Below are 22,411 nucleotides of genomic sequence, written 5' to 3'. Positions count from 1 at the left end.
ATTCCCTAAATGTAAGCTTTTTAACCTGTGTAAGCTTTGTATCACTCTGCTTAGCAATGAATCTGTGGCATCGTCATGTAGTTATTTCTTTCGTCATGTATGTTGATCCGTATGATTAACTCTTTCCGATGCTATTATAAAAGAATCATCCGCTACAACTTTGTGGCACGAAGCATTTCTCGCTTCCCTGGTGCTCCGGGAGCCTTTTCTATCGAAAATCCCAATGCTTTCATACTGCGTTTGAGGTTCCCGGTAATCGCATAAGTCACAAAAACACCACCCGGTTTAAGAAACTGTGCAATATGCCCCAAGGCAGCATCATTCCACATCTCAGGCTGATGCACAGCAGCAAAGGCATCAAAATAAACGACGTCAAATAAGCGGTCCGATTGAAAATTCATCAACAAGGTATGATCAATATGAAGTTTTAATTGTTCGTTAATCTGCACGTTTCCCGTCAAAGCCAGCTCGTATGCATTCAAATAACTTGTCCAAACAGTTGGGTGTACCGTCGCATCATAGCCCGTTGCAGCAATAGTAGACAAAGGCAGGGGAAATCCTTCAATTCCGACGTATTCCACCTGAAAAGATTTATCCCTAAGAAAGTCGGCTGTTTGTAGAAAATTCAAACCGGTACCAAAGCCAACCTCCAAGATACCAACGTCGGCGGCTCCTGTCGTTTGTACATAGTGGTCAAGCCCCGTTTTTATAAAAACATGCCTACTTTCCTGTACCGCACCGTGTTTCGAATGATAACATTCTCCTATTTCAGCATTAAACAAAGTTTTCGAACCATCTCCTGTCGTTACAAATTCCATTTTTATACAAATACGTTAAGTTCTAATTTTTACACATGGAGTCCAAACAAAGAAACGACGCCAAAACGAATGGCCTACTCCCTGCCCATGATGCATATCATTGCTACTGTCCAAAGATAAAAAAGCCAATGCCCGTATCAAAATCCTCACGGTTTTAGCAAGCCCGACCATCGATCAGCGTAGACTAAAGGTGATGTCAACCAATTGACCAATACATCGACTTCCAAATGAAAAAGCATATCAATACCGAGCGTATAGTAGGCATGGGTACCGCTATAAAAAAATGCTTTCAATAAAAAAAGTCCAGTCGACAAAAGCGGATTTTTTCAGTAAGAAAAAACAAAAATGAACAAACACGCATAAATTCAGCTTGTTTTAATAGACCTATTCGAGAAAAACAGTATTTTAGCAATCTAAATAAGAAACATTCACAAAACCTAATGGAATATCCAAACCTAACAAGCGCAAGCAATACAACAGCATTGGATATTCTCCATATGACCAAATTACAAAAACAATATAAGCAGTTCTTCCATGCGAATGAACTCCTTCTAAATAACTAATCATACACCTATGAAATACGCTACAAAAACTTTTGTGCAGAACTACGGCAGTATCTTACTTCTACTCCTTGGGATCAGTATTGGAAGTTTGATCGGCATTTTTTTTCCTTCTATCGTCAACAATCTTAAACCGATCGGCGACATTTTCCTAAACCTGCTCTTTGTTAGCGTCATACCCTTGGTATTTTTTGCCATATCCTCATCTGTTGCTAATATCGATGGCGACAGTGTACTAGGAAGAATCATCGGCATGATGTCGTTCGTATTTGTACTGGGTATTGTCGTCGCCGGACTATCAAGCATCTGCTTCCTTTACATTTTCCCGGTAGATGCTCCACTTCCTATCGAACAAGCAACTCAGATCGTGGAAACGGTTGCCCATGATTCTTGGGGTGAAAAAATGGTCCGCTTTTTAACTGTTAGCGAATTTTCAAGTTTATTATCACGACAAAATATGCTGGCCTTTGTCATCTTTTCATTCCTCGTTGGCATTGCTACACGCAAGTCTGGAACATCTGCAGAGACTTTCCGCAAATTTATAAACGCAGGCAATGTAGTGATGGGAAATCTGCTCGTGATGGTCATGAACCTCGCTCCCATTGGTTTGGGAGCATATTTTGCCTATCAGGTTGGAACATTAGGCCCTCAGCTCTTCGGTTTTTATGCCAAACCTATCGGGCTATATTACTTTTTCGGAATCTTCTATTTTTTCACGGTTTTCAGTTTATTCGCTTTTTTAGCATTCGGGCTTAAGGGGGTCAAACGCTATTGGCAAAACAACATATTACCTTCCTTAACTGCATTGAGCAGCTGCAGCAGCCTTGCCACCATGCCAGCTAACTTACTTGCGGCCAAACAAATTGGAATCCCCGACAGCGTCGCTAGTGTCGTCATTCCCCTAGGCACGACATTGCACAAGCATGGTTCTGCAATCGCCTGTATCTTTAAAATTTATGTTGCGCTTTTATTAAGTGGAAAGGATTTTTTTGATCCGTCGAACCTGATTATGGCGGTAGGAATTACCTTATTGGTCAGTATTGTGGCCGGTGGCATTCCTAATGGTGGCTATATCGGAGAAATGCTGATTATATCGGTTTATCAGATGCCAACCGAGGTAATCCCTTCCATTATGATTATCGCAACCTTGGTCGATCCCCTCGCAACAATGCTCAATGCTACTGGAGACACCGTAGCCGCTATGCTCACCAGCAGATTGATCGGGCAAAAACTGGCCGATCCTATTCCCGAAAATCCAGGCTAAACAGGCTACAAACGGCAAGCATTTCAAGGATAGCGGATCAACGGAGACTCTACCAATGCGCAGCGGATCAATATGGGTCATATCTATGGCTGGCAGATCAAAAACGGTAGGCAAAAAACAGCTCGCCATATTGATGCCGATGAAACACCGATTTGAGCTCTTTCGAATTGAAGATATAATTGATACCGTAATTGATCTTGTGATTCGACCAGTTGAAACCTATGCGGTGACTAAGCATCCAAGGCTGAATAGTGTATAGCTTGCCTATGGGATCATTTTGACCTCTCCCTCCTTCTACGGTTGCGCTGTAAAAAATACGGGACATGCTTGGTTGATAGATAAAATACCATTCTTTATCATTATCTGCTCTATCTTGTGTCAAATGCCCATGTGTAAGGGTGGATGCCTGATAGGATTTCAGCTTCCCCAACCGAAACGGGGCCGCAATCCCCAGATTGGTATTATTTAGTCCAATAGTCCCTTCACCGATAATTCCCACATCAAATTGCTGGTTTTGACTGCGATATAGTCCTTTTTTATAGGTTGCACTTAAATCAATACCGAAGGAATTTCCAAGCTGCGTATCCCAACCTGTTGCCTCATACATACCAAATAGATGATGGATAAACTTCTGGGCTTCTTCACCGTAGGATTTAGGACCGATCTGCGCCAATTCGGTCTTGAACTCAATGACCTGATCCTGCGGTAAAAATCGCGTTACCCCAGCACTAAAATAAAGGTAACCTGCAAACGGTCTATCGTATTTTTTTTCCTGCCGTCTATAGTCAATAATACTGATACCGTTATAAATACGCTGGCCTATTTCAAAATCCAATACCGTATTTGAAGACTGTTTATCCAGTTTCCCCGGCAACGCAATCCTATAGTTTATATTGATACCGTTTGTATAATAGCGGTCTTGACCGGTCAGGAGATAGACGTCATTGTCATTTTGAACAGCAATTTCCTGATTACGGAATTTCACCTGTCCAAAAACAAAAAAACAGGGAACTATAACAGCCCAAAAGAGGCCTAAAAATCGCAAAGCAACACTCATATTAACAGGAAATTGTAAAATTCATGCGATATCATTAGAACCAAAACAGCAAATTTCACTTGAAATTATTCAAAAGCATTCGAATCTAGCTTATTTTTCCAATTAATTCAAACTATTTAGAATAGATATAAATAATATGGAAAAGTTGCATTATTCCTTTCTTAGCGAATCTATTTGTAATTTTGCATTCGATTAGGTCTCAAATGTAAACAATTTGGGATTTTAGCGCGCATAACGTTGTCAGGTTTGGGTAATAATCTTTCGAAAAAAACAGAAAGATATCGGACAAATCGGAACAGCCATTAACTGGTAAAAAAACAAACCGAGTGAAACGAACTCATTGATACGATGAGGTCGGACACTTATAAATAAGTAAATACAAATGAAAAAAAGTTCAATTATTCTAATCGCTATCATTGCTGTCGCAATTGCCATGATACTTGTTATCTATACTGATTCAAGTACGTATTCGACATTTACCGAAGCTAAAGAAAAGAAAACCGAACTATATGTGGTAGGTCAATTGAATAAAGACAAAGCACTTCACTATGATCCCAAAACTGACGCCAACAAATTTTCGTTTTTCATGCGTGACAACGATGGTACAGAATGTGAAGTGATTTTTAGAGGTGCCAAACCTCAAGATATTGAACGTTCAGAGCAGATTGTATTGACAGGAAAAATGGACGGGAATGTGTTTAGGGCAAGTAAGATATTGATGAAATGTCCGTCGAAATATAACGATAAATCGGTCGTCACCGAGATCAATGCTACTGCTTTCAATAATTAATTCGTAAAATCAATTTTCAATGGACGTTAATTACGTTGGTGAGCACCTGCTGCCAGGGCAGATCGGACAATTTTTCATTGTACTTTCTTTTGGTGCTGCACTTCTATCTTGTATCAGTTACTTTTTTGCAACAAAATACCCTGAAGAGCATTCATGGAAAAAAATTGCACGTATTGCCTTCTGGGTTAATGCAGCCTCCGTCGTAGCGATTGGTGCAACTTTATTTTATATTATATACAATCACCTTTTTGAATATAATTATGCCTGGGCGCACTCGTCCAAGACACTCCCTACCTACTACATCATTTCCAGTTTTTGGGAAGGTCAGGAGGGTAGTTTTTGGCTTTGGATGTTCTGGCAAACGGTATTAGGCGCTGTTTTGCTCTTTAAAGCAAAAAGCTGGGAATCGTCTGTTATGACTTTCGTCATGTTATGTCAAGCATTTTTAGCATCCATGATTATTGGTGTGGAAATCTTCGGTCTGCGGATCGGTAGCTCTCCTTTTATCTTATTGCGTGAAGCAATGGATATTCCAATCTTTAGAGAAGCAAATTATCTTTCACTCATCACCGACGGTAATGGTTTGAACCCTTTACTTCAAAATTACTGGATGGTGATTCACCCACCGACACTATTTCTTGGCTTTGCGTCGATGATTGTTCCTTTTGCTTATGCAACAGGTGCTCTTTGGACCAAACGTTACAAAGAATGGATCAATGCAGCACTTCCTTGGGCTTTATTTGCCGTGATGATTTTAGGCGCAGGTATTATCATGGGCTCATTCTGGGCTTACGAAGCACTTAACTTCGGTGGATTCTGGGCATGGGATCCGGTAGAAAATGCATCTATTATTCCTTGGTTTACCTTGATTGCTGCTGTTCACGTCATGATTGCTTACAAGAATTCAGGCCACTCCTACTTCACCGCTACTTTTTTGGCGATGATCAGCTTTGTGCTTGTGATCTACGCATCTTACCTGACACGTAGTGGCGTCCTCGGAGAGACTTCGGTACACTCCTTTACCGACCTGGGCATGAGCGGACAATTGATCTTATTCAATGTTGTCTTTTTGGTTATCATGGTGGTCTTTCTTACCGTCAAAAAGAAAGAGATGCCCATCACTGAAAAGGATGAGGATATTTATTCAAGAGAATTCTGGATGTTTATTGGCGCCTTGGTATTGACTGTTGCCTGTGCACAGATCATTGCTTCAACATCAATTCCAGTGTTCAACAAGATCTTTGGTACCAAGGTAGCTCCGCCTTTGGATCCGATCCAACATTATAACAAATGGCAATCGGGTTTTGCCGTCATCGTGATGATCTTAACCGGATTTACGCAATTCTTAAAATACAAACGTACCGATAGCCGCAAGTTTTTGGCTTCCACTGTAGCATCGTTGGTTGTGTCTTTAATCCTAACGGCTGCTGTAGTCTATTTTACGAAGACGTATACCAACTTGATCTACATTTTGATCACCTTCGCAAGTATTTTCTGTATTCTGGCAAATATCCGCGTATTGGGTGACGCTGTCAAAGGTAAATGGAAACTGGCTGGTTCTTCGGTAGCCCATATCGGTTTTGGTTTATTACTTATCGGTGCCATGGTGGCCGCGGCAACCAACGAAGTCATCTCTGTCAACAACACGGGTTACATCGCTGTATCGGGATTCGACAAAGTAGAAAAGCCTGGCGACAACTTATTCCTGACCGAGGGTGAACCTGTACAAATGGGTGAATACAAAATTACCTATATCGGCGATAGCATTGTTGCTCCAAATACGTTCTATAAAATCAAATACGAGCGGATCGACGAAGAAACAGGCAAAGTGAAGGAGCATTTTGTGCTGCAACCTTTTGCACAAAACAACGCGAAAATGGGGGGGTTGATTGGTACTCCAGCCACCAAACATTATGTTACACATGACGTATATACACTGATTACAGCGGCCGCAGCTGAAAGTCAAGCAACACACGCCAAAGTTCCTGCTGAAGATAAAACTGGTTTCGAGGACTACGAGGAGCCGGCAACATATCAGGTAAATATTGGCGATACCTTACGCTACCGCAATGGATATTACGTCATTGAAGGCTTAAACAAAGAGGCCCACCTAGAGAAAATTCCAAAGGGACCCAGTGATGTCATGGTTGGATTGAAAATAAAAGTATTTTCGGCCGACAACAAACAGTATGAGGTACAACCGATTTACTTAATTAAAGACGGTGGTGTTTACGACTTCAACAAGGATGTTACCGAGCAAGGACTTAAATTCAGATTTACGGGAATTAAACCTGACAAGGATAAACTGGAAATCATGGTTTATCAAAAGCCACTTCCAGAAAAGAAATGGGTGGTATTTAAAGCCATTAAATTCCCATACATCAACTTTTTCTGGTGTGGAACAATTGTCATGACCATCGGTTTTATCATGTCCATTGTGAGAAGAAATAAAGAGGAGAAACGAAAAGCACTTAAATAATGAACATTGTGATCTTAGGAAGCGGTAATGCCGCGACGCATTTTGGACAACAGTTTCAAAAAACAGGACAGCATATCGTTCAGATCTACAGTAAAACAAAAGCCAATGCAGACGCATTGGCTTTTGCGCTTCATTGCACAGCAACTGACCTACTGTCTGAACTCGACCTCCATGCCGATCTCTACCTTATTGCTGTTTCGGATCAAGCTATTTTACCGCTAGTAGAAGCGCTACCGAAGGATTTAACAGGCATTGTTGTCCACTGTTCAGGAGCAACCGATCTTGCTGCCCTGGCTGGATTTAAAAACACGGGCGTCATCTATCCACCACAATCGTTATCCAAAAATAAAGCAGTGGATTTCTCGACAGTTCCACTTTGCATTGAGGGTAACACAGATGAAAATAGTGCCGCGCTACTTCAGCTTGCACAGACATTTGCACCGCAGAGTATCTATTGTAACTCACCGCAACGCTTAGCCATTCACCTGGCCTCGGTCATGGTCAATAATTTCTCCAATATCCTCTATCAGATGGCTTTTGAGTTACTGGAAGAAAACAACTTATCCTTTGATTTAATCAAACCAATTATCCTGGAGACGGCAGAAAAGGTGCAAAATCATATTCCAATAACAGTTCAGACAGGTCCGGCGATCCGACAGGACAGCACAACAATGCAAAAACATTTGCAATTTATTAGCAATAAACCAGATTTACAGCAAATCTATCAACTTTTGTCGCAGGAGATTACTAAAAGAAAATAGTTTATTAGAAACGGTTATAAACTTATCAAAACTTACCTCCAGGGGGTAAATATATCCATTTACTTCAGGAACTTTAGTACATTTGCTTCGTCCAAAAGCGCATTTTGGAATGCTAATTGAGTAATAAAATAGTCAGTTGGGCTAAACATTAAAATAGCGAATTAAAACTAAACAATCGTATTTTCTATGGAAGTTAGAAAACTCATTCTTTCAATAATGATTGTGATTAATTTAATCATTGTATCATTTGGATTTATATTTACATCAAGCTGGTTTTGGCTGCTTATTATCCCATTCCCATTGCTATTGATCGCGTTATATCATAGTTTCCAGACCAAACATGCCATTCTGCGCAACTATCCACTAGTTGGATATTTCCGCTATATCTTCGAATCTATTCGTCCTGAGTTGAGACAATATTTTTGGGAATCGGACATGGATGGACGTCCTTTCAACAGAAGACAACGTTCGATCGTATACCAACGTGCAAAAAATCAACGGGAAACTGTTGCATTTGGTATGCAGACTGATCCACAGGCTGTCGGGAATGAATGGGCTGCGCACTCTGTTTTCCCTTGTCATATCGAAAACCACGATCTGCGTACCACGGTAGGAAATGCAGCCTGTAAGAAACCCTATAGCTTAAGTGTGTTCAACATCTCGGCTATGAGTTATGGTGCCTTGAGTAAAACAGCGATAACGGCATTAAATAAAGGTGCTGCACTTCAAAACTTTGCACACAATACCGGCGAAGGGGGGATCAGCGATTACCACAACAATGGAGGTGATTTAATCTGGCAGGTCGGTACAGGTTATTTTGGCTGCCGCAATAAGGAGGGAAAATTTGATCCCGAACTTTTCAGAGAAAAATCCAACCGTGAAAACGTGAAGATGGTCGAATTGAAACTCTCGCAAGGCGCTAAACCTGGTCATGGCGGTATTCTTCCGGCAGCGAAAAACACACCTGAGGTCGCTGCTATTCGTCACGTCATCCCCGGAACAGACGTGATGTCGCCACCAGCACATAGTGCTTTCTCTTCACCGACTGAAATGATGCACTTCATACAACAGCTGCGCGAGCTATCCGGTGGAAAGCCTATTGGCTTCAAAATCTGTATCGGCGATAAACATGAGTTTATCGACATCTGTCATGCCATGCAAAACACGCAAATCTTCCCGGATTTTATCTCCGTAGATGGATCAGAAGGTGGTACAGGAGCTGCTCCACTTGAGTTTACAGATAACCTAGGGATGCCACTATACGATGCATTGGCATTTGTAACGAAAACCTTGATTGCTTTTGGTTTAAAAAAACATGTTAAAGTTATTGTATCAAGCCGTATCGTAACAGGTTTCGATATCTTGAAAGTCATTGCCTTAGGCGCAGATGCATGTTATAGTGCTCGCGGAATGATGTTCGCTTTAGGTTGTATTCAGGCACTTAAATGTAATGAAGACGTCTGTCCGGTTGGGGTTGCCACACAACAGCCGCATTTATACAAAGGACTCGACGTAAACGATAAATATGTGCGCGTCGCCCAGTTCCACCGCAACACATTACGTGCTACAGTCGAAATTATGGAAGCTTGTGGTTTCAAAACACTTTCGGATGTATCGGCAGATAAATTCTATCGTAAAGTGGATGCCATCCGGACACTCAGTTTTCAAGAAATCTATTTCGGAACCGAAGGTAAATTGGTCAACAGCCATACAGACTTCGAAAGCAAACTTTTTGAAGATTAATTGCTAGCAATTCATAAAAAGAAGGTCCCCCATGTATTCATAGGGGACCTTTTTTTATACCTTGATAGTTCCCTTACAGGATAAAACCCGCTAATTATCTTTATTTCAAATTAAACAATACGCGGTGCAGAATCGTATTTGATAAAGTAATTTGATCGTCGGCCAATCCCCCTAAGGCCTGTTCAATTGTATTTTTTGCCTGCTTCATTCCTTCATCCTTCATCTTCCGCCCGATTTTTGTTAAATAGATCAGATTGGATCGTCTGTCGTTTTTATCATTGACGCGGATAACCAGATTTACCCGTTCCAGATTATTAATTAATCGAGTGACACTTGGTTTATCTCGAAATGTGCGAACAGCAAGCTCCTGCTGGGTAAGCCCCTCTTCTACCCACAGGTTATACATGATACTCCATTGTTCAGAAGTAATGTTTAACCCGGCCTCCTTGAGATTACGCTGTAATCTCCGCATAACTGCAATTGAGTATTTCCCTGTTAAGAAATTATAAAAATACTCTTGTGATACTAAATCTTGGTCTAACATATGAATAATGGTTATGGTTGTTTACGCAACTTATTTTAATAATAAAACGTCGTCTTTCAATCAATTTGAGAAAAAGCTAAACGTATTTTGGCTAATAGTTAGCCTAAATTACGCTTTAATATAGCTGTCTCAAACAAAATTTTATCAACATGTCATAAGTAGATGTTGATAAATCATAACAATTTGATTTATACTAGACTGAATTTAATAAATAAAAAGGATACAAACAAAATAAATGCTTGCAATTGTACCTAATTTAGAGGATGTTATCCGATTGTAAAAGAATCGGAATCTTTTAAGAAAGGAAATTTCTCACGTGCTTCCAACAGATCGTTCGGATTTAAGGTAAAGGTATACAAGTCCTCATCTTCCGGTTTATAATACACCACGTCACCAAGAGGGGATATACACATAGAGCCACCAGAATAGTAAATATCATTACCGTCGTGCCCAACACGGTTTACCCCAACAACATAAGCTTGGTTTTCTATTGCACGTGCCGGAATAAGAGCTCTCCAATGTGCTGAGCGCTTGTCTGGCCAGCTGGCGGTATACACTAAAATATCATATGCTCCGTTTTGATTTTTAGACCAGACTGGGAATCTCAGGTCATAACAGATCATCGGGCAGATTTTCCATCCTTTGATATCGACCAGGATACGTTCATTTCCTGGCTCAAAGTACTCGCTTTCTTTGGATAATCCGAAAAGATGACGTTTATCATATTTTACATATTTACCGTCTGGAAACATCCATACAAAGCGATTATAGTATTTCCCACCTTCTTCGATAATCAAAGAACCGGCAACAACACAGTTAAGTGAGCTTGCCATTTCAAATAGCCATCTTGTCGTAGGTCCATTTGCAGGTTCTGCACATTTCTCGACATTATTCGTGAAGCCTGTATTAAACATTTCGGGGAGAATAATAACATCCGTTTTCTCACGCAATGAGGAAAGTCTCAAGGCTAGATTATTTAGATTCTTCTCAATATTTTCCCAGAATAAATATGCTTGAAATACGGTGATTTTTAAAGGCTCCATGAACGTAATCTAAAAATTTATTTAATTATTTTCTTACAAAAAAAACATTTAATGGCAAGATACGAATTTTAATAGAATTTATACTTATTGCTGTCTTACCAAAAGGTTATTTGCTAACACTAATAACGCTTCTTTGCGATCATTTGGTACATTCAATGCTTCCATTTTTTCAAATGCCCGTTGCGTATAGCTATCTTTCAACTCGTCGGCCGCAGTTTTAATCGCATACTTGTCGTATAAGGCAAGCATATCCGCTACTTTTGATGGAGCAGTCTCTATAGTGGCATTTAATAGGGCTTGTAAAACCGTCTTATCATCATCCGAAATTACTGCCATCAACTTCACCAATAAAAAAGTTTTTTTATTGATCATGATATCACCACCAACAATCTTTCCAAAGGTATCTGGATCTCCATATGCATCCAAGATATCGTCCTGTAATTGAAATGCTAAGCCTACGTTCTCTCCAAAATCGTAGATCAGCTGCTGTTGCTGTTCATCTGCTCCCGACAGAATAGCCCCCAACTGTAATGCTCCACCCAATAACACCGAAGTTTTAAGACGGATCATCTCAAGATACTCAGGCATTGTCAGCGAATCCCGGCTCTCATAATCCATATCTAATTGCTGGCCTTCACATACCTCCATAGCCACTTTACTCAAAATTTTCAAAGTTGCAGGCAAGTAAATAGGATTACACTTTGAAATTTCCTCATACGCTTTGACCAACAAGCCGTCTCCAGACAATATGGCAATATTAGCATCCCACTTTTCGTGAACTGTCGTTTTACCTCTTCTTAAAGGAGCCTTATCCATCAGATCATCGTGGATCAGTGAAAAGTTATGAAAAAACTCCACTGCTTTGGCAGCAGGGATAATTTCCTCCATCTCTTGCATGCCGAATAATTCGGCGGCCATCAATGTCAGCACAGGTCGAACCCTCTTTCCGCCCAAAGTCAATATATACCGTATCGGATCATATAAATTTGATGGTGTTTCAGGAAATTGACTTGTCTCTATCGCCTCTATCACGAGTTGTTGTAAATGTTGCATATATCTTTACGATCGAATCTTGCGAATATAGCAATAATCATATAGAAATGGCAATTTTGTCCCTTTAAAGGAAGTCACCTCAAAATTGTACATTTGTATAAGTCTTTTATTATGCGCATACTGATTATCCATACATTTTATCAAGATCCTGGTGGTGAAGACACTGTATTTCAGCAGGAATCTTCCCTCCTCGCGCAAGGACATGAGGTCCAAACGCTAACCTTTCAAAATAAAAAGGGGTTGCAGGGTGCACTACAGACAATAGGATCTTTTTGGAATATTTGCGCTGCTCAACGTGTCAAAAAAATAATTCGGGCGTTTAAACCAGACATCGTTCACGTTCACAACAAGCATTATGCAGCCGGCCCGATTATCGTGCGTACCATTGCCAAACTCGGCGTCCCCCAGGTCATGACCCTGCACAATTTTCGTTTACTATGCCCTTCGGCGACACTGTACCACCATAACCGTCTCTTTCTGGATTCAATCCAAGAGGAGTTTCCATGGACAGCCGTCCGACAAAAAGCATTTAACAATTCTATCGTAAAAACATTTCTTCTCGCACTGAATTATTGGTTTCACCGTAAAATTGGGACTTGGAGAAAGGTCAATCGCTACATCAATTTAAGCTCCTTTGCAAAGAACATATTCGTTGAATCGACGTTACACCTTCCGCCTGTTCAATTCGCGATAAAACCGAACTTTGTCTTTCCTACGAGAATAGCACCAGAGGGGCCGCAGGCCCACTTTGTATATGTCGGCCGTCTTTCAGATGAAAAGGGGATATTACAGCTGATCGATGCTTTCATCGGCACAGATTTTCAACTAGCAATTATCGGCGGCGGTCCGCTCGAAAATGACGTTTTGAGAAGCATTAAAGACCAGGCGAATATTTCCTACCTCGGTTTTAAAAAGAGATCAGAAATACTTCCCTTGATAGCCAAAGCACAGGCTTTACTTGTACCATCGATTTGTTTTGAAGGGATGCCGATTACGATTCTTGAGGCTTATTCAGTCGGAACAGCTGTGCTTTGCTCCAATTTAGGCCCACTCCCCGAACTGATTATCCCTGGCAAAACAGGACAAACGTTCGATCCCCACAACAAAAACGATATCATCCAATGTTTGAGGGAGTGGAGCACAAAAACAACAAATGAAAAAGATGAGATAAGAAAGACCTGTATTGCTTACTATTTTAGTAATTTTACGCCTGAAATAAATGAAGCGAAGTTATTAGCGATCTATCAGGACGCTATTCACGATAAAAAACGGAATAAATGAGTATCATTGTATTAGATAAACTGGGTCTGGCGCCACAGATCCAAGCTGTACTGGAAACAATTTATGATCCTGAACTGAAACCCGCAAATATTGTGGATTTGGGGCTTGTATATGAAATCATTACGAAGGAAGAGGGTATTGCAAAGATTGTAATGACGTTGACTGCTCCTGGCTGCCCCGTGGCAGGCGAAATCATGAATGAAGTTCAAGAAAAAGTTGCTGCTGTAGCAGGTGTCAAAGAAGCATTGGTCGAATTGACATTTGATCCACCATGGACAAAAGACATGATGTCGGAAGAAGCAAAACTAGAGTTAGGGTTTTTATAGCGAAATCCGAAAGAAACTCAAAAACTTTATCAAAAAATACAAACTGTGATTTCACATGAGCATTAAATGCGGAGGACAGGTTTAAAAGATACATACCTAAAAAAGGTCCACATTAGAGATAATTGGACCTTTTTTAGGTATACTTAGATAGCAATTTGAAGTTTAATTTTCCTATATTTAGTTAGAAATAACCAATATATGAAAAAACCGCTGCTTCTCTCCTTTGGACTATTCCTTGTATTTATCAATCAATCTCATACGCAAGAAGCAACGCTCACGATCGATATTTCATCTCCACAAGAGAACACAATACAGCTGGATGCTATTGGGGTCAATACAATCGCATCCGATGGGTCATCAACTTATAAACTCATCAATAATCGGTTTAATACGACTTTTACGATTCCCCACATCACCAAACTCTATGTGACAGGTGTCAGTAATTCCAATTGGAGTCAACAATTGTACATTTCCCCCGGAGATCATCTTCATGTTCGGGTAGATTCAAAAGACGGTAAAGATCAGATTACAATAACAGGTAAAGGTAGTGAGAACAATCAGCCGTTCTATTTCCCCGACGACATTTATTTTGAAGAACTTCGGGAGGATTCGCTTCCAGATAGGTTACTTGTGGCTATACAAAAAAATATGGATAGCTTAAGCCAGGAAACCAAGAGATATATTACTCAAAACAAACCAACGGCAACCTTCGAAAAAGTTCTACAATACAATCTGGCTTATGCTCCTGCAGAATTGTTTCTCAATTTTTACGGTAACCATAAGTTTTATTTAGAATCACGAGATGATAGTGAAAAATTGACGGCAATCTGGAAACAGAAAAGGGATAGTCTACTGGCTGTATACCCCCTTGAATAATGCCGAAGCATTGATCAGTCCAATATATAAAATGCTGATCGGAAATTATCTTTTACAAAGGAAAGAAGAACTTTGGGCTACTGCTCAGTCAAGCGATTTCCTTTCGACCTATTATTCGGAATTTCCTTCAAACCAAAGAGCACAAGCATACTCCGGTGATCCGGAGAACTTATTGCAAGAAAAGATCATCAATAAGGAATTTACAGGTCAAATCAACGAATATCTATATGCTTACCTCTTACAAATGATGAGCAGGTCAAAAAAAACCAATGCTACAGTTATCTTCGACCGTTTTAAGGCTAAATATCCGACCAGTTTATACCGTTCTCTTTACGAACCAATGATCACTGAAGCACGTATAAACGAGAAGCGACCGTTGAATGAAAAAATGGTCTTTTTAGATAGCAGTGGCCGATTGAAAAAGCTGGATGATGTAATCAACCTATTCAAAGGAAGAACTGTTTTGGTTGATATGTGGGGAACTTGGTGTGGCCCCTGTCATCAAGAAATTGAGAAAAATGCACATGCATTGAAAACACACTTTAAAAATAAGGATCTGCAATTCCTTTATATCTCAAACTTTGACTTAAAAAATCAACTCAATTGGAAAAAACTCATCCGCTATTATAGTATGGAAGGAAGTCATGTTTTAGCAAGCCGGGAGCTTTCAGAAGACGCAATGAACAAAACAGGTAGTGATAGCTTCCCGACTTATTTTATTATTAAAAAGGATGGGACATATGAACTTTCGAAAGCAGGTTATCCAATGGAAAGAGAGCTGTTGATCAAACAGCTGGAAGAAGCCATGTCATACCACTGATGAACTTGATCTAAAAATCTTGCTCTATTTTTTGAACAGCACTTTTAAGTGGACGAGTGTAACCTGTCTATTTACCGAGACTATTATTTTCCAAATCACTCAACTTTTTCAAAGGCTTGGCGCTATTGGCATCCGCACCGAAAAGTAATTTCCAAAGCTTACGTGACTCTTTGGTCAATAGTGGGGATACAATGGAAAGAATGAGCACATATACAACCACAAAAGATTGAATAACGGGTAATAAAGCCCCTGCTTTACCAATATTTGCCATGATAATGGAAAACTCTCCCCGCGCAGACAAGGTAAAGCCAATATCAAAGGACGTTTTAGGTTTCATACCCGAAAATTTAGCTGCAAAATAGCCCGAAGCAAGATTCCCCATCACCGTCACCAGCGCTGCAATCGAAGCCCAAAAGACAGCTCCTCCAAGGGACATAATGTCAATAGACAATCCGAAACTAAAGAAAAACATGGCCCCAAAAAAGTCCTTATAGGGCAGCACCATCGATTCAATCTTTTTGATGTATTGCGAATCCGCCAACACTAAGCCGGCCATCAATGCCCCGATAGCCTCCGCAACATGGATGGTTTCGGAGAAACCTGCCACAATAAAAAGTAAGGCAAAGATGATCAATATAAATAATTCAGAAGTTTTCTCCTTCAATAAGCGATCGATCGCAGGCACCAGTTTTCTGCCCAAAATCAAAAAGGCCAATATAAATCCCAAGGCCAGTAAGGAAGTTCCGGCTACCGTCCAAAACGAGCTGCTTCCTGTCAGTATCAAGCCCGAAAGGAAAGAAATATGCATCGCTATAAACAGATCATCGAACATAATCATCCCCATGATGACCTCCGTCTCCGGGTTGGCTGTACGTTTGAGATCTGTAAGAACCTTTGCAACAATCGCCGTGGATGAACTCGTCATGATACCACATAACACCATCATCTCCTTAAATGGCATATCCATCAACCAACCAATCAACAACCCTGAAGTAAAGTTCAGTAAGACGTAAATTGTTCCACCGGTGACGATTGCTTTACCGGATTTAATCAGCCGATTGACCGAAAACTCAAGACCAAGGTAGAACAACAGGAACAATACGCCCAACCGTCCCATGAAATCGATAAAAGGTTTACTCTCTGTAAATGTTAAATCCACCAGACCAACCTGCGGAGCGTGCTGTCCCAAAACCATTCCTATAATAATGAAAAATGGAATAACAGAAAACTTAAGCTTATTAGCTATTAGGCCAACAATGGCAACAAGTCCTACAGCGATTCCAATTTCCAGAATTAAGGTATGTGATAGCATAAATTACAGTAAAATTTCCTTCAAAAGTTTAATATTATTCTTCTTTCCAGCGATGACAAGTGTGGTGCCTGGGCTAATCAAATAAGACGGTCCTGGATTTATAACCGTATCATCATCCCGTATCCCTGCAATAATCGATGCGCCTGTACGTTGACGAACTTCCAGCTCTCCAATTGTCTTTCCGGCACCCTCATTTTTGCCTTCCACTTTGTACCATTCAATACGTAAATCGTCCAAAGCAACTTCAATTGTCTCCAAAGCTTTAGGCTTGTAGGACAAACCACCGATAATACCCGCAATCTGCCGAGATTCATCGTCATTGAGTGTCATGACGCAACGTGACTCATGTTCCTCATCATCATAGCGATAAAGTTCCCGTCTGCCATCGTCATGGATAACAACAACCATATTGTCTCCCGCATCGGTTTCAATTTGAAATTTTTTTCCAATTCCAATCAGATCGGACTCTCTTACAATAGACATAATTTTCTATTTAAATAAATACTAATAATATAAGCTTCATAACGTGGTATACCACAATTACAAAAACAAGCTGAAGGTTTTTACTACAAAAACAAAGACTTTGAGGAAAAACAGCATCAGCCCTTAGCTACTAAAACACAAATTTACCCAAAAAATCAATCTTAAACGAATCCGCAGGTAGCTAACGGGATGGGCTACAAAGAGCAAATTACCCCAAAATACTAAAAAAAGAGCAGAAAAACGACTCTTTTAACCGATTTCATCCCTTTTTTCGACGTATGGCATCGTGATGACATAACTGAACAACAATAAAAGCACTCGGTGTACATAGGCTATTAACGATCCGAGTTCCTAACAGAACAAATCAGCTTTTATTAGCTCCAATTTTCATTACAAATACCCATTTCTATAACGTTTTCGTAGTTCATGCAATCGTTTTTTCCAAGAAGCAATAGAATTGCCAAAGGTTTATTTCTTTATAATTGCCGCATTAAACACTTACTGAATCTAAATTACACACCTATGGTCAAAAAGAGTCATCTCATCCTTCTGACACCATTATCAATCTTGTCATCAGCGGCACCTATTTACGGGGTAGCGAACCCACGTAATTTGGTTGCAATAACCAGTCGTTCACCCTTCCAGCAAGTCATCTCCGGAAAGGTCGTTGATGAAACTGGGAAACCAATAAGCGGCGTTACCTTTTCTGAAAAAGGTAAAGCGGCAGCAACGACAACCAATCAAGACGGTATCTTCTCCCTGAGCGTCAGTTCAAAAAATGCCATCCTAACATTTAACTCGATCGGATTTACAGCGAAAGAAGTCTCCGCGGCACAAGCAGCACAAATAACCTTGACAAAATCCGAGGATGTTTTGGATGAAGTTGTGGTCGTAGGTTATGGTAAACAGAAAAAGAGCGATTTGACAGGAAGCATCGCTACAGTGGAAGCAAAATCCCTAGAACGAATAAATTCACCGAATGTTGTCGATAAACTTCAAGGTAAGATTTCTGGTCTGGCGATCAATTCCGGTTCAGCCAAACCTGGTGAAACAGCTTCTATCAATATTCGGGGTGAGAACTCGATATCCGCGTCCAATGCTCCCCTAATTATCTTGGATGGAATCCCTTTTAGTGGTTCCTTGGGTGATATCTCTTCCAATACAATTGCCAGTATCTCGGTATTGAAAGATGCCTCATCCACTGCAATTTATGGTTCAAGAGCTGCAAATGGCGTTATCCTTATCACCTCAAAAAAGGGTGCAGCAGGAAAAGCACGCATCAATTATAACGGTTATTTTGGGGTACAAAGTGTAGAACGTCGTCTTAAATTGATGAACGGCCCACAATACATCCAATTTACGCGTGATTACCAGGCTTCGAAAGGAAAAACCGGCGATCAGCTTAACCCTGAGAATTATCTTTTTGCCAACGTATTGGAACAATACAAAAAAGGGGAAGAAGTCAATTGGCAGGATGAAGTATTCAATAGCGGCGCTCCTGTTCAGGAACATCAACTCAGTTTTTCGGGCGGAACGGATAAATCCGATTATTATGCATCTGTGAGCTACCTAAATCAAGATGGCGTTGTAAAAAATACGCCATACGAAAGATACAATGTCAATCTGAACCTCAATCAAAGTTTAAGCTCTTGGTTAAAGCTAGGAATGACCATGCAGGCTTCTCAAGGGAACCGCGACGGCGTACAGCCCAACTTCGAGAGTGTTGTAAAACTTTCCCCTTACAGTAAAAACCGCGATGCCGATGGTACTGCTATAACGTACCCGATGTATGCACAAACACTATGGGCGCATCCTTTTGCAGACGAAAAAGGCCAATGGGATCAGACCAGAAGAACAGTCTATGCGAATACTTGGCTTGATGTGAAACTCCCTATCGAAGGATTAAGTTTCAAAACCACATTCGGAACCAACTACCGAAATATTAATGAAAACTCCTATTACGGTTCAAATACGGTTACAGGACGTGGCGTAAATGGTACCGGATCAATTTACAATGAGCATTTTTGGGACTGGACCTGGGAAAATCTCTTGACCTATGACCGTACCTTTGGTGACCACAAGATCAATGTCGTGGGTCTCTATTCTTCGCAGAAAACAAATTTGAAAACTTCAAGAATGAACGGAGACGATTTTGTATCAGATGCCGGATATAACAACATGGCCTCTGCCTCTAAAAATCTTAAGATCGAATCTAATCTGCAAAATACAGCGATGATTTCCTACATGGGAAGAATCAACTATGCTTTTAAGGATCGTTACCTATTAACTTTAACCGGTCGTTCGGACGGTTATAGTGCATTCTCGATCAACAACCGATATGCATTTTTCCCATCGGTTGCAGGAGCCTGGGTGGTTTCTAAAGAAGGAAATGTGCAGGATTATTTCGATTTATTAAAACTTCGTGTTTCTTATGGTAAAAATGGAAACCAGGCCGTATCGCCATATCAAACTTACGACCGTCTGACTAACGTCGATTATATCTATGGTCTTGACCCCGTCAAAGGACTTGTGATGAATTTCAATGGCCGTGGAAGTAATCTAACGTGGGAAACAACAGCTTCATTAAACCTTGGTTTGGATTTTGGTATTCTCAAAAATAGACTTTCAGGAACGATCGACTACTACTCCTCTAAGACATCGGATCTCTTATTAAGTGAACAGGTTCCTGTCATGAACGGTTACAACACCATTTTGACCAATATCGGTGAAACCTCAAACAAAGGGATCGAAGTTACCTTGAATGCCATACCGGTCAAAAATGGCAATTTCCAATGGAACGTCAATACGACCTTTGCCTATAACAACAATAAAATCACCAAACTGCGCGCGGATGGAAAAGATGATTTGACCAATGCCTGGTTAATCGGAAAGCCTATCCGTATTTTCTACGATTATAAAGTCATTGGTGTATGGCAAGAGGGCGACGACATCGCAAACTCCTATCAGCCTAAAGCGAAACCTGGCGATGCCAAGTTAGCAGATCTCAACAACGACGGTAAAATCGACGCCAGTGACCGTACGATGATGGGGAACAAGATATCGCCTTATACACTTGGTATTGGTAATGATTTCACCTACAAGAATTTCTCCCTGTCAATCTTTATGAATTGAGCCTTTGGCGGAACGAAAATAGATGATTTCAAAAACATCGAACGTTTCTTACCTAACAACGGTGCCAATTACCTTGCCGACATGCCTTACTGGACGCCAGAGCGCACCAATACAGATATTCCATCGCCTGGATATACGCCAGTAAATAACCATACTTATTATATCAATTCATCCTATTGGCGAATTAGAGACTTTAGCTTGGGCTATACTTTTGACGGCGATTTTCTAAAAAGATTGAATCTCTCTTCCATTAAAGCTTTTATCAACGCCCGTAACCTCTATACATTCTCCAAAATCAAAGGTTACAACGTAGAGGCATTGAGCGTGAGTTCGACCACAGGTAATCCAACAACGACAAATATTGCCAGTCCTTAACCTGTTGCAAGAACATTCTCATTGGGAGTAAATGTCCAATTCTAAACACATCAAGATCATGAAGAAAAGAAATACAACTTTATATACAATGCTAGCTGGCCTAAGCTTACTTTTCACAGGCTGCAGCAAGAACTTCTTAAATGAAGACACCAGTAGCTTTCAGTCACCTGATAATACCTATATTAACACGAAAGGCTTCGAAACTGGACTAAATGGTTTATACTCTTATGCCCGCATGGAATTCCTGACCTGGAACGGTAGTATCTTTTCCCAAGGAGCAACCCCGCAGGAAGCGCTACAGGTCGGAACGGATATCGTTGCCATCAAAACTACAGGTACAGACGCTACATTGGCTCCATTCAGCAATTATACGCTAAATCCGGCTTCGTCTTATGTACGCAATTATTGGAAATATGCCTACGGATTTATCGGTAATACCAATACCATCCTCGAGGCTTTAAAAAAGGATGGTATCAGCTGGACGGACAAGGATAACGATCCAAAACGTGTAGAAGCAACGGCCCGTTTCTTCCGCGCCTATAGCTATCGCTACTTAGTCAACCTGTACGGCGATGTGCCTTGGGTGGACAAAGTATCCGAAACACCCCGTCGTGATTTCACGCGTACACCGAAAGCTGAAATCTTGACGCACATGATTGAAGACCTTAAGTATGCAAGTGAAAACCTACCCGACAATCCAGGAACAATTCAGGAAGGGAAATTGACGAAATGGGCTGCTTTACACTACCTGGCAGAAGCATATATCGAAGCTGGACAGCCTGATTTAGCTGCAGAAGCTGCCAACAAAGTTATTCAAAGTGGTTACTTTAAATTGAACAATCAACGTTTTGGTGCCGAAAAAGATAAACCCGGGGATTATTTCCACGATATGTTTATCGAAAACAATCAAAATCGCGGTTCCGGCAATCAAGAAACCATCTGGGCCATCCAATTGGAATACAATACACAAGGAGGTGGCGACCGCTACACCGATTGGAGCAAACGCGCGTGGGTTCCTTTCTATTCACAACAAAAAGGATTTGCCTTGGCCGACTCACTTGGAGGAAGAGGTCTTGGGCACGTACGCCCTTACCAATGGTGGCTGGATAGTTATGAAAAACAGGATGTCAGAAATTCTTCTTTCAATATCAAACGCGATTGGTATTATAACGATCCCTCCGTACCTGAGCTTTATGGAAAGAAGATCGTACTTACCGACGCGATCAAAGAATCAGGCAATGTATTCCCGACAACAACCAAATTTTTCTACGGGAAGACAGCTGTTGACCCTGCATTTGAAGGAAATATGAAGGACCGTGTGAAAGTACGTTTGGCCGAAACTTACCTGCTATTGGCAGAAGCATACTGGCGTGCCAATAAACCGGCACAAGCTAAGGATGCCATCAACGCTGTCCGTGCCCGTGCAAAAGCGTCATTAATCGATGCCGCAGCGATCAATGCGGATTTGATTCTCGACGAACGCGCCCGCGAGCTTATTGGTGAGGAAATGCGTCGCATGACCCTTGCCCGTTTCGGGGAGGATGTATTTTTACGCCGCGTGCAAACATTAAACACACAATCGAAAAATGTGGTGAAAAAAGAATTTATTCTTTGGCCAATTCCACAAGAAGTTATCGACAGTAACACTGGTGCAGCCTTCCCACAAAATCCGGGATACTAAACCTTCCAAAAAA

The 22,411-nt window shown here is 40.8% G+C and carries 20 protein-coding genes; 12 read left to right on the top strand and 8 right to left on the bottom strand.

What is annotated here, in order from left to right; genetic code table 11:
• Nucleotides 1-152: 152 nt before the first annotated feature.
• Both mnmD and B4Z90_RS18875 read right to left on the bottom strand, forming a co-directional pair.
• Nucleotides 153-818, bottom strand: coding sequence for a tRNA (5-methylaminomethyl-2-thiouridine)(34)-methyltransferase MnmD (gene mnmD, locus B4Z90_RS18880; RefSeq protein ID WP_070560722.1), 666 nt, complete (start codon nucleotides 816-818; stop codon nucleotides 153-155).
• Nucleotides 819-964: 146 nt separating this feature from the next.
• Nucleotides 965-1,132, bottom strand: coding sequence for a hypothetical protein (locus B4Z90_RS18875; protein WP_286802979.1), 168 nt, complete (start codon nucleotides 1,130-1,132; stop codon nucleotides 965-967).
• A gap of 259 nt (nucleotides 1,133-1,391) precedes the next feature.
• On the opposite strand from B4Z90_RS18875, the gene B4Z90_RS18870 reads away from it, so the two are divergent.
• Nucleotides 1,392-2,642, top strand: a complete 1,251-nt coding sequence (locus tag B4Z90_RS18870) for a dicarboxylate/amino acid:cation symporter (RefSeq protein WP_112374892.1) — start codon at nucleotides 1,392-1,394, stop codon at nucleotides 2,640-2,642.
• A gap of 97 nt (nucleotides 2,643-2,739) precedes the next feature.
• On the opposite strand, the gene B4Z90_RS18865 is transcribed toward B4Z90_RS18870, so the two are convergent.
• Nucleotides 2,740-3,699 (bottom strand): lipid A deacylase LpxR family protein, encoded by a 960-nt coding sequence (locus B4Z90_RS18865; protein ID WP_112374893.1) that lies wholly within the window; start codon nucleotides 3,697-3,699, stop codon nucleotides 2,740-2,742.
• Nucleotides 3,700-4,081: 382 nt separating this feature from the next.
• On the opposite strand from B4Z90_RS18865, the gene B4Z90_RS18860 reads away from it, so the two are divergent.
• From B4Z90_RS18860 to B4Z90_RS18845, 4 genes are all read left to right on the top strand, one after another.
• Nucleotides 4,082-4,489, top strand: a complete 408-nt coding sequence (locus tag B4Z90_RS18860; protein WP_046672794.1) for a cytochrome c maturation protein CcmE — start codon at nucleotides 4,082-4,084, stop codon at nucleotides 4,487-4,489.
• A 19-nt stretch (nucleotides 4,490-4,508) separates the two neighbouring features.
• Nucleotides 4,509-6,968 (top strand): heme lyase CcmF/NrfE family subunit, encoded by a 2,460-nt coding sequence (locus tag B4Z90_RS18855; protein WP_286752632.1) that lies wholly within the window; start codon nucleotides 4,509-4,511, stop codon nucleotides 6,966-6,968.
• Complete coding sequence (locus tag B4Z90_RS18850) at nucleotides 6,968-7,729, top strand: Rossmann-like and DUF2520 domain-containing protein (RefSeq protein WP_286802976.1); 762 nt, start codon at nucleotides 6,968-6,970, stop codon at nucleotides 7,727-7,729. Before B4Z90_RS18855 ends, B4Z90_RS18850 begins: the two co-directional genes overlap by 1 nt.
• A gap of 186 nt (nucleotides 7,730-7,915) precedes the next feature.
• Nucleotides 7,916-9,472: an FMN-binding glutamate synthase family protein gene (locus B4Z90_RS18845; protein WP_075994264.1), complete on the top strand. Its 1,557-nt coding sequence runs from the start codon at nucleotides 7,916-7,918 to the stop codon at nucleotides 9,470-9,472.
• A 100-nt stretch (nucleotides 9,473-9,572) separates the two neighbouring features.
• Here the strand turns inward: B4Z90_RS18845 and B4Z90_RS18840 are convergent, their stop codons facing one another.
• From B4Z90_RS18840 to B4Z90_RS18830, 3 genes are all read right to left on the bottom strand, one after another.
• Entirely contained in the window at nucleotides 9,573-10,016 is a 444-nt protein-coding gene (locus B4Z90_RS18840; RefSeq protein ID WP_046672798.1) for a MarR family winged helix-turn-helix transcriptional regulator, read from the bottom strand.
• Nucleotides 10,017-10,282: 266 nt separating this feature from the next.
• The gene (locus B4Z90_RS18835; protein WP_046672799.1) at nucleotides 10,283-11,059 is read right to left on the bottom strand and encodes an amidohydrolase; all 777 of its coding nucleotides are present in this window, start codon (nucleotides 11,057-11,059) and stop codon (nucleotides 10,283-10,285) included.
• A gap of 84 nt (nucleotides 11,060-11,143) precedes the next feature.
• Nucleotides 11,144-12,112 (bottom strand): polyprenyl synthetase family protein, encoded by a 969-nt coding sequence (locus B4Z90_RS18830; RefSeq protein ID WP_112374896.1) that lies wholly within the window; start codon nucleotides 12,110-12,112, stop codon nucleotides 11,144-11,146.
• A gap of 111 nt (nucleotides 12,113-12,223) precedes the next feature.
• Between B4Z90_RS18830 and B4Z90_RS18825 the strand changes: the two genes are divergently transcribed.
• From B4Z90_RS18825 to B4Z90_RS18810, 4 genes are all read left to right on the top strand, one after another.
• A complete protein-coding gene (locus B4Z90_RS18825; protein ID WP_286802973.1) occupies nucleotides 12,224-13,393 on the top strand; it encodes a glycosyltransferase family 4 protein in 1,170 nt (389 codons plus the stop codon).
• Nucleotides 13,390-13,719, top strand: a complete 330-nt coding sequence (locus B4Z90_RS18820; RefSeq protein ID WP_046672802.1) for a metal-sulfur cluster assembly factor — start codon at nucleotides 13,390-13,392, stop codon at nucleotides 13,717-13,719. Before B4Z90_RS18825 ends, B4Z90_RS18820 begins: the two co-directional genes overlap by 4 nt.
• A 198-nt stretch (nucleotides 13,720-13,917) precedes the next feature.
• Nucleotides 13,918-14,595: a hypothetical protein gene (locus tag B4Z90_RS18815; RefSeq protein ID WP_286774677.1), complete on the top strand. Its 678-nt coding sequence runs from the start codon at nucleotides 13,918-13,920 to the stop codon at nucleotides 14,593-14,595.
• Nucleotides 14,596-14,626: 31 nt separating this feature from the next.
• Nucleotides 14,627-15,415, top strand: coding sequence for a TlpA family protein disulfide reductase (locus tag B4Z90_RS18810; protein WP_286802971.1), 789 nt, complete (start codon nucleotides 14,627-14,629; stop codon nucleotides 15,413-15,415).
• Nucleotides 15,416-15,482: 67 nt separating this feature from the next.
• On the opposite strand, the gene B4Z90_RS18805 is transcribed toward B4Z90_RS18810, so the two are convergent.
• Together B4Z90_RS18805 and B4Z90_RS18800 are read right to left on the bottom strand one after the other, a co-directional pair.
• On the bottom strand, nucleotides 15,483-16,727 hold the full coding sequence (locus B4Z90_RS18805) for a cation:proton antiporter (RefSeq protein WP_112374899.1): 1,245 nt from the start codon (nucleotides 16,725-16,727) through the stop codon (nucleotides 15,483-15,485).
• Nucleotides 16,728-16,730: 3 nt separating this feature from the next.
• On the bottom strand, nucleotides 16,731-17,210 hold the full coding sequence (locus B4Z90_RS18800) for a cation:proton antiporter regulatory subunit (protein WP_046672804.1): 480 nt from the start codon (nucleotides 17,208-17,210) through the stop codon (nucleotides 16,731-16,733).
• 522 nt (nucleotides 17,211-17,732) lie between these two features.
• On the opposite strand from B4Z90_RS18800, the gene B4Z90_RS18795 reads away from it, so the two are divergent.
• The 3 genes from B4Z90_RS18795 (at nucleotide 17,733) to B4Z90_RS18785 (ending at nucleotide 22,398) form a co-directional block, all read left to right on the top strand.
• Complete coding sequence (locus B4Z90_RS18795) at nucleotides 17,733-20,342, top strand: SusC/RagA family TonB-linked outer membrane protein (RefSeq protein WP_286802968.1); 2,610 nt, start codon at nucleotides 17,733-17,735, stop codon at nucleotides 20,340-20,342.
• 81 nt (nucleotides 20,343-20,423) lie between these two features.
• Entirely contained in the window at nucleotides 20,424-20,717 is a 294-nt protein-coding gene (locus B4Z90_RS18790; protein WP_286802966.1) for a hypothetical protein, read from the top strand.
• A gap of 58 nt (nucleotides 20,718-20,775) precedes the next feature.
• A complete protein-coding gene (locus tag B4Z90_RS18785) occupies nucleotides 20,776-22,398 on the top strand; it encodes a RagB/SusD family nutrient uptake outer membrane protein (protein ID WP_286802965.1) in 1,623 nt (540 codons plus the stop codon).
• The last annotated feature ends 13 nt before the right edge of the window (nucleotides 22,399-22,411 follow it).

The organism is Sphingobacterium sp. UBA5639 (assembly GCF_002421245.1).
Classification (GTDB): Bacteria; Bacteroidota; Bacteroidia; order Sphingobacteriales; family Sphingobacteriaceae; genus Sphingobacterium; species Sphingobacterium multivorum.
Note: the sequence above shows the minus strand (reverse complement) of the source record. Positions and strands in the feature narration are given on the sequence as shown.